Below are 12,495 nucleotides of genomic sequence, written 5' to 3'. Positions count from 1 at the left end.
TGTCAAGATGTATCAGTGGATGTTGCCTACTTACGTTGGACTCGCTTAGCCTATTACTAGGCTTTAATGCTACATCTTATTAGTGATACCTCCAGTCCGACCTAATTTTGAAATGGATGTTATAAGTAACTCAATATTATCTTCTTGCACTTTATCCAGTTTAGTTCTTTTAGCAGCCTGTGAAGGAACATTATTGTTTGCATCAGAAGCAACACGCTTTTTATTAAGAAACTCAACTACACCTGGATGACTATACTCATCAACGATATCTGAAGGAGTTTTTTTGTTAACATCCACTGCATCAACGTCAGCTCCATTTTCTACAAGATATTTAACTATGTCTAAGTAACCACCGCAGCAGCATGTAAGGGGGTAGTGCCACGATAGTTCTTCATATTCGGATTAGCTCCTTTTTTTATAAGACATTCAACTATATCTAAGTAACCCTCTGAAGCAGCAGCATATAAAGGAGTATCACCATCCTTGTCTTGTAGATCAAGAGTAGCTCCGTTTTTTACAAGATGTTTAACTATGTCTAAGTAACCCTTAAAGGCAGCAAAGTACAAAGGAGTAAAGCCGTGATTGTTCTTTGCATTAGGATCAGCATGATTTTTTATAAGATATTCAACTATACTGAAATTATTCTTGCGAACAGCACTGTGTAGGGGAGTATGATCATCCTTGTCTTGTAAATCAATAGCAACATTTTTTTTACCTACAAGATATTCAACTATTCTTAAGCGATCCATGGAAGCAGCTACATGCAGTAAAGTAGTCTTTACATCCATATCGGAAAATATTATGTCAAAATCTTGTTCTTTTAGCTGATTTTCTATTCTATCAATAACATTACTCTCATCTACACCATCTTGTATTATTGCTCTTAATATCTCTTGCAACTCACTTAAATTCATAATTTTACCTTAGCTTAAAACCGCTTTAATCATTATATGCCTGATACAAAAGTCAAGAATTTTATATGTCTTCCTGAAAATTACGAGCGATTGTTTTAGTTGCTCTGCTTGATCGGTAGAAGGAGCATATTTGTGCAATTCAATAGAAACATGCCTTTCTTCAGCATCACAAAATTTTTAATTATTGACTTTCCCCAAAAACGCAAAAAAGTAAGTATATTTGTGAGAATAATTTAAATAAAAGCGGCGTTATAAAAATAAAAACGTAAAATTGTTGCAATAAAGTTAGGTGTATTAGTTTATATCTAAATATGGCAAAAGTAGGCTAATATAGCTGGTTTTACGGTATAGTAAAATTATTATAAAGAAAAGTTCAAACGGTTTAAGCGGTAGACCAATCCATCCCAAAACAAAAAGTTCTCACAACCTTTGGTTTTTATTACTGAAAATAATCATATCGTTTGGATTTTAATAAACATAATATTAAATTAATAGATATTCATCTGAGATATGCTTAAAAATATCTTGCTTCTCTAATTTTTCCTACTATCATGCGATAGTTAACATGATGATAAAAGTAATAAGAGGTGCACGTGTTAGGTGAACAGAGTTTATGTATTTTCTTTGACAGTTTTTCGAGTAAATTTGTGGAGAAGCTCATGCTAGGAATCGAAGAACAGGATCTTTTAAGTAAACTTAGAAAATCTAAGGAAAGATGTTTAAAATACAATATTCAAGATGTTTATAATATATATACAAGCGTTATAAAAAACGAATATCAGAGAATAAAACAGGAGCCACCAAGTATTGGAAAACCTGGGTATGAAGATGAAATAAAACAGGAGCCACTAAGCCCAACGCAGATTGACGTTTCTAAAGAAGAAATTATGTTTTCAGAAACTATTATAGTAGATGAGTATAGAATAGATCCAGTAAAACAAGAACAAGATCTAACAGATTCGGAAAAGAGAAAAGCAAAAGATATAAAAACAATAGGAGTGATAAAATTTTCATACTTACAACTGTTAGAGTGGCTTGAACAGCATATTTCTTTTTTTTCTGATGACTTAGATAATGTTTTGATTAAAACAAATTTTCTTCGTTGGACAGAAGATTTAGTGATTGATAAAAAAAAACAGCAAAGCTTCTGATAGGTAGCAAGCTTCTAGATAATTATAAAAGTTATGGGCTAGCATGTTCTTATTGCCTTGAAGATTCTATAAGAGAATTGTGGGGCAAAGAATTAGAAGAAGAAAAAAAGAGATATTGTGAGAACAAGGAATTATCACCGCTAATAAGGTTTTGGACTCTTAAAATGGTAGGGGAAGAGAAAGAGTGGGCAGAAGAAAATTATGAACATTTGATTAAGTCCTTAATAGAAGATGGAAATGAAGTAGCGGTGGAATACTTATTAGATAATTTATCTAAATTAGAGCGAAAACCAACAATAAATTTTGTAGCCTTGGCAGTAACTGCAGCAAGTACAAGTTCACTTTCGCGCTTTTATACTTATTATACTCCTGTTTTACTTAAATTGCTTGGTAAAATGAATAGTCAAGAGAGGGATAGGTTGTATAAAGAACGTCCCTATGATGTATTAACTCACCTTATGAATTTAAAATTGGAAAGGTGTGATGAAATGGTGGAAGATGTATGGAAGACAAGACCTCCACAGCCTGTTTGTCAAACTCTATTAGCTGATATTGCTAATCAAGCTGCTGAGGGTAATAGCGATAGTCTACAAACCTTTATGGAATTTTGGAAGAAAATTAATGAGACTAATGAAGAAATCGATAGAATAGGAGAACAACTTTTACCGTACTTATTTCAATTTGATGAGAAAGAGATTAGAGAAATCTTAGATAGCGCTACTGACAATGAAAAGAAGAAGGTTGTTGAGTATGTTAAAAGTGATGAAGGTCTAACACCTGAATATTGTAAACCTTGGCTACTTAATCTTGTTGTTACAAGTTGTTTAGGAAGTGGGAATGAAGAAGGTAAAAAGTTTATGGAAGATTTAATCTCTTCTGGCAAAGGTCTAGAGATTTGTACTTACCTAATTAGTAATGGAAAATTCGAAGAGTTTAAAAAATTTTTCGATACAGCAAATGGATCAGACAAGTTTAAGAAGAGGCTTTTCACAATGAGAGGAAACGACATTTTTGTTAGTTTGTGTATGACGAAAGGTAAAAGTATATTTGATCAATTTTTAAGCTGGTATTTTTGTGATGAAAATAGAGAGAGTAAATTTAAACAGAATTTAGTATTATCTGGTATAGGTATAGGAGTGATAATTAATACTGTTTTAAGGTCAAGTGGTAGTAATTGCACATGGAAAAAAGTATACCAAGACAAATTTATCGAGTGGGGCGGGTTAAAAGAGAGTGAGTTTATAATTAAATTTCAAGGAGAGCAGCGTGAAAGTATGAGAAGGCGCAATATTTGTGTCAATCTTCTTTTTGAGCAAAGTAGTGAATTAGTTAATGAATTCTTAAATTGCTGTTTTCCGGATGATGGAGAAAAAATTGACGAATTTAAGAAAGATTTTATTAGTGGAGATAAGGCAGTAAATTTTTGTGTTAATAAGATAGAGGCAGAAAAGCTATATGCAGTGAAAAACTTTTTAGATTGGATTGACTTGCCTGAAGAAGAGCGTGAAAAACTTTTAAGTAGGTGTAAAGCTTTGTTGCCTGGACGACACAAAGATGTTGAAACTGCTTTTGCCAAGGGTAACTCTGAAGCTTTATTGGCAGAGCAAGAATGTGAAAAGACTGAGGATTATTCTAATAATAACAAAAAAAAAGGCAACGCGTAAGTGCTGGGAATACGGAACCAAAGGGAAAAAGATTTGTACAGTCCAATAGCCCTGAATCAAGTATGGAAGAAATGAAAGTAGAGGTAGCACTTTGCCAAGGTAATAGTACTGTTCGAGAGTTTTAATTATTTATCAATTGAACAGCAACGGCTCCAGAATGAGCAATTTTTAAGCTTGTTGTTTTTAATTGCTAGAAATGGTTATATTGTTTAGGTTTTTAGTAGTATATAATATTAAATTGACAGCAATTCATTTGGGAATGAAAGAATTGATGTAAGTTTATAGCAAAAGTTAAATTTTAAGAGTGAATAAGTGAATAAAAGATTTTGTATTAATTCTGTTAGGAGCCTTCTATCGAAAATTATTCTATATAACTGACATCTGTGATGGTTAATTTTTTACGAAAAAAATGTTGCATTGTGAAAATATCCCAGTATTTACATGATATCGACTAGGGATATCGATCAATAAACTTAAAGAATCCAATAAGGAGTAAGATTCATGTATGCCCAACAAGATTCAGGAAATATTACTCCTGAAAGCTATAGCATGATAGGAGTCCAAAAGCAACTTACTAGATATCCTATTTCCATTTTTAAACGGATAAACGAGACAGAGAGTAAAGAAAAAAAGAAAAAGCTTGAAGGACTTTTAAGGAAGTTGGAAGGAGAATTACCTAGCAACTTTAAAATAGGAGCTGCTGTAGATGCTGGAGATTGTTTTTTTGATTCTGTTGCACAAGGGTTAAATGAGCTGAAAAATAATGGTCTGATTACAAGTGATAAAAATTTTAATGTGAAATCATTGAGAGAAGACTGTGCAAATTCTGCTGGCGAATACAAAGGGGAAATTATAAAGGATGCAAAAGGAGGGGGCTATGCTGTTGCGTTGCAGGGTCCATATGGTTCTATAGAGGATCCAAAGACTAGAGAGGATAAAATCGATGATGAAAAAACCTTTAGAAACTACGTGGATAAAATGAAAAAGACATTTGAGGGATCTGGTAATGCCATATGGGGTAGACCTGAGATTGAAGGAAAAATTATATGTAAGAAGTATAAAGTTAAAATCAAGGTTATAGAGTTAAGGGATGAGCAGGTAGATGGATTGCACGTTACTACAGATGAAGTAGGTACAGGCAATCATATTGTTTATATAATGAACTACAGGAGCCATTTTGTACCACTTCTTAGTAAAATTATTAAAAACATTGAAGAAAGTAAAGAAGTTTCTAGGAAAGAGGTTTACGGTAATGTAGTGAATTCAAATTTGGAAAATATTCTTCATAGTAAAGAAGCTTTACTATGGCAAAGTAGTACGTTTCATGCAAGGGGTCCTTACAAAAAAAATTGTCCATCAGAGGATGTTAGACCCTCTAAATTCATTAGTGAAACTTTAGATAAAAAAAATTGCAGAGAGTTATTAAAGCAAGAAGACATTGCTAATAAGGAAGAACTCATACTGAAGAGTCAAGATAAGGAGAATCCTGCTTCAGCTCGAAGTCTTCTGGATCGATCTTCTAAAGAATTTATTCGAGTTACCAAAGAGAGGAACTTTGAAGTATGGTTGGAGAATCTTGTTATTGACGACATTGCAAAGTACTTATATAAGTGGACTAAAGATAATAATGTAATTTTTGGAGTTGAAGATTGTGCGGTGCTACCAAGAAAATTAGATGAGTTCAAGAGGGATAGAGGTAAAATATTAATATATATTGTCAATAAAGATGGTAACCATTGGGTAACGTTGGTTGCTGTCCATGCTGATGAGCAGAAGGATGTTTTTTTCTATGCAGACTCTTATGGAAGAAAGATCGATGAGTGTCTTGTAAATGGTCTTGGTAGAGGTAAGAATACTAATAGTAATATGCAGAATAAAGGCTCTCATACAAGGTCAATCAAGTATTCAGTAGATCGTGATGGTCAGAGCATTGAACAAAATAGCGATAATGATGTTATTTGTCTTGGAGTTGTTTCTCCTGGACAAAGTAAAAATAATAGTATGACTAGACCCTTAGATGAATTCTTAGAAGAAAAAGGACATTCAAAAGACAACATTTTCAATTTATCTCTTTTAAAGCAAAAAGACTCCTACAATTGTGGAGTGTTTGCTTTAGAAAATGCAAAAGCTATTTTGGATGCGGTGAGGGGTGGTGATTATGATGTTGATAAAGTGAAAAAGAGCTTGGAAAGGGTAAGTGAAGATACGGAATCATTACACCGTTTAAGGATAAAGTTTGCCCATAGTCTAGAGAAGGCGGTTAGTTCTGATCAGTTACAGACAGATAATGAGGAATGTGAGTTAATACAGCTATTGTTCAATGGTAATTTTGACAGATTTAAAGAACAGTTTGAAAAAATTGTAAAGGATAGTGTTTTACATAAGTTTTATAACGAAAACGCGCAGGCAATTTTTTTTCTCTATTTTTTTTATAGCATGGTTGCTCTACCTTATACTGAATTGGGTAAAAAGATTAGAATTGAGAGCATATGGTATAAAATTAATGGTGATAACGATTTAAAAATAAGGTTTGATTTTAAGGGAAAGATAATAGAAATTGCTCTAAAAGACTCTACTTGTTTGAGTGTTACTAAATGTGACACGGATTATGAAGAAGGCTTCATCGAGCTCAAACTTGAAGGTGGTGTTGGTCGTGATTCTTCTGGTGAGGTAGCAGATGATGATCCCGATCGCGACCCCTTTAGTGAAGCGGTAAGTGATGCTGATGAGAAAAAATATACTTTCGAGAGTTCATTAGATAATATAAATAAAAAAGAAGATGTTAGAATTAATGTTGAGGAAATGTTTAAGACACTTGGCAGTTTGTTCAACCTCAACAATAGTGAGAGTAGTCACCGTAATAAAGAAGTAGCACAACAAGGCTTTGTTTTTGGTTTTCTGATGTTGTGTTGTAAACGCAAATATAAGGTTGATTGTAAGGTTGAGTGTAATACTGGCAAAGGGCGTGCAGATTTAGTATTCCTCTTAAATAATGGTGCAAAAGATGGTATTCCGATATTAGTTGAATTTAAGGCTGGTGAATACAAAGGCGCTACCAAAGGTATAGAACAAATAAAAGAACTGGGTTATTTATGTAATCTAAATATTGCTATGGAAACTAAATCTACATGTGCCGTAATTGTAGGGGTGAACTTTACTCATAGCAACGACAAAGTAAAAGTAAAAAATGAAAATATTATTCAATCAAAAAATGTTATATCCGAGTTATTGCAAGAATGTACATCTCAAGGTAGACTTGAAAGGAAGGAAGAAAATATAAAAAAGTTATTTAAGCCTTTATACTACCTAATTCCTAATACAGGAGGTGGTGCTAATCGTTGTTCCATAAGTAGATTATTTGCTGGGCAACTTTTATTAAAAGATAAGGAATTTGATAAGAAAATAGACAAGTACTTTTTGTTGCATAATAATCGGAATGTTACCTTTGTTTTAATAAAAAACAACAAGGCTTTTGTTATAAATTTTATTGAAGTTTCTCGAAGGGACTTGAGAAGTTGTAGTGAGGTTAAAGATGTTTACCTTCCTAATTTAAGCAACTTCGCTGATCCTCCATTGTTTAAAATTAATATAATAGTCAATCAAAATGAAAAGGTGTTTGAGAGAAAGTTTGATGTAAAAGTACAGCGAATTGCTACTCAATGCAAGCAATTTTGTAAGGGCATTATGAACCAAATACGCACAGAAATTAATGTAGGTAAACTAATAAAAGATCTTACATCTCATTCTATAGAAAAGTTGAGTGGTGCGTTGTGTAAAATAAAGGGATTAGTTGGTAGTAAGGAATCAATGGGCAATGAGAATTATTTAAAAGCAATAATGCTTGGTTTGTTTACAAATGATAAATTTGCAGTATTACCAGAATGCAATGCCTTTGGTAAAGGCCCAATAGATTTAATTGTATGTTCTAGAGAAACAAATGATCTTACTGCGATTGAATTAAAATACGATGCGGAGAATTTTAAAGGAGCTGAGCAGCAACTGAGTAGATACTTGAGCAACCAAAAAATTCCTAAGCTATGTTTAAATTGGAGTAGCACGAACAATAGTTTGACTTATAATAATGATTATAAGATTCTTTCAGATAGCTCTAATTGTAAAGAGATTGCTGAAATTCTTATAAGCATAGTTATTAAGGATTTAAAAAGCAAAGGTGTTCATCTTGGTGAGATAAACAGTGATAATTATCTTACTGTTCAAGAAAAAGATAATAAAATTAATGTTCTTAGTTATGAAAGGGAGAAGGTTGCTGATTATTTAAAAGATCTTATGTTGAAATTAGGTAATCAAAACGGCCATCATTCATTAGGACAAGTAAGTAATTTTGAACGAGGTAGTGTTTGTAAAGAAAATCACTTAGATAATCCACAACAAAGCAGTTCTGGCTTTGATCAAGGTAGTAAAGTTAACGTAGGTGGCAGTAACAACCAAAATGGACATGATCTATTAAGGATAAATAATTCTGGTGGTGTGCCACGGCGAAGTAATGCTAGCGATGGAAATGTTGGGAGAACTAATTCTCCAGTAGCATTATACAGTGGACCAGATAAACAAGTTAGTGATAACAAATTCCATGTAGATAATGTTAATAAGAGGGAGAGAAGTAGTTTAGTTACCCTACAACCAAATAATCCTAAACAAAACGGTGATTTACAGGAAAGTGATGTTGAACGTGGCAGTACTATTAGAGAAAGAGCTAACAATAATTTAGATAATTTACAGTCTTCTTCTCGAGATAGTGATTCAGCAAAACTGAGTGGTGTAGATGGTGACAGTAATTCCCATTTTCAAAATAGTCGTAGTTTATTAAAACAAGAAGAAAATTCCTATTTGCTTGTTTCTAATTCACATGGCTTAGGTAATTCTGATGAAAATTATAGTAATACATCACTACAAAATAGCGCTAAAGTTGCTAGTATGCTGAAAGACTTAGATGGTGAGAAAAGTGTCAATAAAACTAACTTTACTACGATAGTAGTACCGCACGTTTCTCCTACACTAGATGCTCAAGTCAACAGTGTTAATGAATCCTATGGGTTGGATGGCGGTAATAACTCCAAAAAACAAAAATCAACTATAGAGGAAGATTTGTATCTCTCTTCTGATGATGAGAAGGATAGTCGTTCTCTGGTTGGTGATGAATTACGCTTAGATAAGGGAGATTTGTGCGTCTCTTCTAGTAATGATAAAGATCTTTATTTATCTGATGACTACGATGATGAAAGTAATTCTTATAATCTAGTACAAAGTCTTTTTGATTTCACGAGAAATGGTAGACTCAATGAACTATTAAGTTGCGGTCAGGAGTTCTCTCAAGTTTGTGATTCCAATGGTGATACGCTTTTACACTGTGCTGCTGAAAATAATAGATCAAATCTCATTGTATATCTTAGTAACAAGATTGATGTTAACTTTAAAAATAAAAATGGTAAAACACCATTATATTATGCTATTGGGAAAAACGATGACTCTATTGTTAAGAAACTGTTAAGTTGTGGTGCTGATATTAATGTTAGAGATAATGATGGTAAAACACCATTAGATTTTGCTATTAAGGAAAGAACCATGACTATAGTTGAACTTCTTCTTAGTAATAAGACCTTAAAGGATGATACTAAGAAAGAGGCATTATTCACTGCTGTTGATTCTTTAAATACACGAGCAATCAATAGTTTATTAAAAGAAAATGTTGATGATTCTGCATTGCTAAATTATTTAGCAAGTAGTAACTGCGATATTACCTCATTATACTCTGATGCTATTAGGTTTCATTTGGTAAACCTTTTTGAGGTTCTCTTATTGAGAAAAGAATTTTATATCGACGCTAAAGATACAGATGGTATAACACTACTATCACGTTTAAAGCTGCAACAATGCGCTACTATGATTGACTTATTACAGCAAAAAGGAATTAAAATTGAAAAGGGTGAGATATCATCATCGTGTCCATGTTCACTACAATCTTTTACAAAAGATAATATAAAAGGTAACCTCTACCGTGAGAATTGCTCCAGCTCTAGCTATCATTATGATTCATTTTCTTACTTATGTTACGATGATAGTATATCACAACAAAGTAGTTCTGACAGTGGCCCCAGTATATTAGAGAAAGAAAGTGAAGATGGCAATTTTTTGGATAATTATACTGCTAACCAACATTTACAAGATGCAGAACAAAATCAAGGGGTTTCTGGAGAAGAGAAATCACTTGAACATGCTTCATCCATAGAACAAAGCGATAATATTGGTAATGATAGTAATAGTTCTGAATCAGAAAAAAGTAGTGCTAGCAGCAAAAGTAATGCTGGTAACGATAAATTCTGTAAACGACAGAACTCCCGGGGAGAAAATGGCTCAGAGGCAAGTAGCTCAGAGAAAAGTTACTCACGATCAAGCAGTACTGATTCTCAAGAAAGGAAGCAACTTACTTCAAATGATATTAGCGAGAAAAGTACTAATGAAGATAGGACATTATCATCAGGCACAAAAAGACTACGCACTAGTGATGGAAGTACACAAAAACCACCAGGAAAAAAAGTTGCACAATCTGATAGTTCTAGACAAGAAGTAAAAATAAAATCAAATGTTGGCAATGATGAATCAGATGAACAACAGGACTCAAGTCGAGAGAGCGGCTCAGAAATAAGTGGTTTACTGTCAAGTAGCTCAGGTTCTCAAGAAGTAGAACACACTGCTTCAAATGATATTAGTGAGAGAAGCTCTGGTGATGGAGGAAGTGTTTACAGTCCACCAGAACAAAATAGCGGTAGTTCATTAGAACGAGGAAAAGGCTCCTGGCATACCAAGATTTGCCGTGTTATCGAAGAAGGTGCAGAAAATAGGATTCAATTGTTAAGAGCTCTTATTAGAGATGGTGAAAATCCTGGACATATAGGGCATGATTGTTCTCCTCTTCCAGAAGCTGCTCAAAAATGTGATGAGGAAGTAGTTAGATTTCTAGTCGATGAATGTAAAGTCGATGTTAATATTGAAAAATCTTGTTCAGGCAAGAATGCTATCTTTTATGCTATTAAAAAAAATAATACTGAAATTGCAGAATTTTTGTTTAGTAGAGGTGCTAAAGTTGATTTTTACAGTTTTGAAAACCTCGTTGGATTGGCTGCCAATGCAGGTAATGTTAGTATACTGAGAACTTTAGTTGATAACTGCACTCAAGCAAGATTTTTCATTCATCTGGACAGATTTCCTCTAATGAAAGCACTAGGTGTATTGACTAATGACAAGAGTATATCTCATGAAATAAGGGACTTGCTGAAGCAAAACAGGAGTAAACTCTGTACTCCTCATCCGTCCTATGGTCAAGAAAGCGATACAGAGGAGAATAACTTGTGGTCAGGTAGTCAAGAAAGCAGCACAGAGACAAGTGACTCACAGCCGAATAGTCCAAGTTTTCAAGAAGTAGAACACACTGCTTCAAATGATATTAGTGAAAAGAGCTTTGGTGATGAAGAAAGCGTTTACAGTTCACTAGAACAAAATAGCAGTAGTTCATTAGAACGAGGAAAAGGCTCATGTTCACCTATTTCACATGACTTAGATGGTACTGACAAAAATTATGATAGTACACTACAGCAAAGTAACGCTGAAAGCGAAAGTTTAAATAATGTACAGCCAGACTTAAATAGGAATGGCAATATTCCTCTACACGTAGCGGCACAAAATGGTCACTTAAATGTTGCAGGGACTAGAATTGATGTTGGAAGTTTTTTTAAAGAAGTAACACCTCTTTTCAATGCTCTAAACATAGAAATGCGATCACCAAAAACTACCTTAAATAGTGTAGCATTAGACAATCAGCTAAGAAGGAGGTCAGCATCCTTTTGAAGTTTTTTAATTTCATTAATGGATAATCCAGTGAATTTGGCAATGGTATTAATGTCCATTTTATCAGCAAGCATTCCCCTAGCCACTGCTATTTTAGCTTTCATTTCACCTTTTTCTTCGCCGATGAGGATGCCTTCTTGTCTACCTTTTTCTTGACCAACTTTAAGACCCTCATCAAATTTTTGAGCGAAAGCAGCAATCTCATCCATTATACGTTTTTTCATTTGTTCATATGCTAGTAACTCTTCTTCTGACCAATTAAACTTATTCATCTCTTCATAAGCTCGTTTTATTATTACGTCACTACCAACTATTTTATCTAGGTCCTCTTCGCTTGTTTCTGCTGCATATCGGAAAAAATAACACCATTTTTCTACTATATTTTCTAATTGGTCTTCTTTTGTCTTTGTAAATTTTGGTAGCTCTATAAATACGAAGTAAAAATCCTTCAAGTCATGTTCAAAGCTATTTTGATCTAAAATGACATGATTAGATTTGTACTCAGCCTTATCTGGAAAAATAATACAATCAGCAACAGCAATAAAGATAATTTCCTTGAGATTATGATAATCATCACCTTGATCAGCTTGACTTGAATAGGCTTTAGCAGCATAATATTGAGCACGTTTTTCGAAGCCTTTAGTCTTAGTGAACTGCATTTCTATGATGTATCTGGAACCTTGAGAGTCCTTACAAAGAACATCGACAATACTCTGCTTTTTAGCGGCAATTTCGGGATCTAAAATAGTAGCTAAGAATTCAACATCGTGAATAGCAGCTAAGCCAGTAAAGCCCAAAATATCGTTCAAGAAATGAATGAGAATATCTTTATTCTTCTCGGTGCCAAATATTCTTTTAAAGGCATAATCATTGCGTGCATCAAGAAATTTAGAAAAAGCCATG

6 protein-coding genes are annotated in these 12,495 nt (G+C 33.5%); 3 read left to right on the top strand and 3 right to left on the bottom strand.

Translation table 11 applies throughout. The features are described 5' to 3' along the window. Positions 1-69: 69 nt before the first annotated feature. Complete coding sequence (locus tag ABWU32_RS05775) at positions 70-297, bottom strand: hypothetical protein (protein WP_353278546.1); 228 nt, start codon at positions 295-297, stop codon at positions 70-72. 44 nt (positions 298-341) lie between these two features. Further along, a complete protein-coding gene (locus ABWU32_RS05770) occupies positions 342-914 on the bottom strand; it encodes an ankyrin repeat domain-containing protein (protein WP_353278544.1) in 573 nt (190 codons plus the stop codon). Between the two features lie 659 nt (positions 915-1,573). Between ABWU32_RS05770 and ABWU32_RS05765 the strand changes: the two genes are divergently transcribed. The 3 genes from ABWU32_RS05765 to ABWU32_RS05755 all read left to right on the top strand — a co-directional run bounded on the left by ABWU32_RS05765 (position 1,574) and on the right by ABWU32_RS05755 (position 11,592). Continuing rightward, positions 1,574-2,065 carry a hypothetical protein gene (locus ABWU32_RS05765; protein ID WP_353278542.1) on the top strand — a complete coding sequence of 164 codons (492 nt, stop codon included), beginning with the start codon at positions 1,574-1,576 and terminating at the stop codon, positions 2,063-2,065. Positions 2,066-2,142: 77 nt separating this feature from the next. After that, positions 2,143-3,729, top strand: coding sequence for a hypothetical protein (locus ABWU32_RS05760; RefSeq protein WP_353278540.1), 1,587 nt, complete (start codon positions 2,143-2,145; stop codon positions 3,727-3,729). Between the two features lie 501 nt (positions 3,730-4,230). Beyond that, entirely contained in the window at positions 4,231-11,592 is a 7,362-nt protein-coding gene (locus ABWU32_RS05755; protein WP_353278538.1) for an ankyrin repeat domain-containing protein, read from the top strand. Here the strand turns inward: ABWU32_RS05755 and ABWU32_RS05750 are convergent. Continuing rightward, positions 11,562-12,494, bottom strand: coding sequence for an Rpn family recombination-promoting nuclease/putative transposase (locus ABWU32_RS05750; RefSeq protein WP_353278536.1), 933 nt, complete (start codon positions 12,492-12,494; stop codon positions 11,562-11,564). The two genes, ABWU32_RS05755 and ABWU32_RS05750, sit on opposite strands and share 31 nt — an antisense overlap. Position 12,495 lies beyond the last annotated feature (1 nt).

It is taken from the genome of Wolbachia endosymbiont (group A) of Udea olivalis, assembly GCF_964028365.1.
Taxonomy (GTDB): domain Bacteria; phylum Pseudomonadota; class Alphaproteobacteria; order Rickettsiales; family Anaplasmataceae; genus Wolbachia; species Wolbachia pipientis.
The sequence above is the reverse complement of the archived record's forward strand: the minus strand, read 5'-3'. Positions and strand labels throughout refer to the sequence as shown.

Bases quoted from the DNA above. Each gene is read 5' to 3' on its own strand.
- ABWU32_RS05770 (WP_353278544.1), bottom strand. From the start codon at position 914: ATGAATTTAAGTGAGTTGCAAGAGATATTAAGAGCAATAATACAAGAT.
- ABWU32_RS05765 (WP_353278542.1), top strand. From the start codon at position 1,574: ATGCTAGGAATCGAAGAACAGGATCTTTTAAGTAAACTTAGAAAATCT.
- ABWU32_RS05755 (WP_353278538.1), top strand. From the start codon at position 4,231: ATGTATGCCCAACAAGATTCAGGAAATATTACTCCTGAAAGCTATAGC.
- ABWU32_RS05750 (WP_353278536.1), bottom strand. From the start codon at position 12,494: ATGGCTTTTTCTAAATTTCTTGATGCACGCAATGATTATGCCTTTAAA.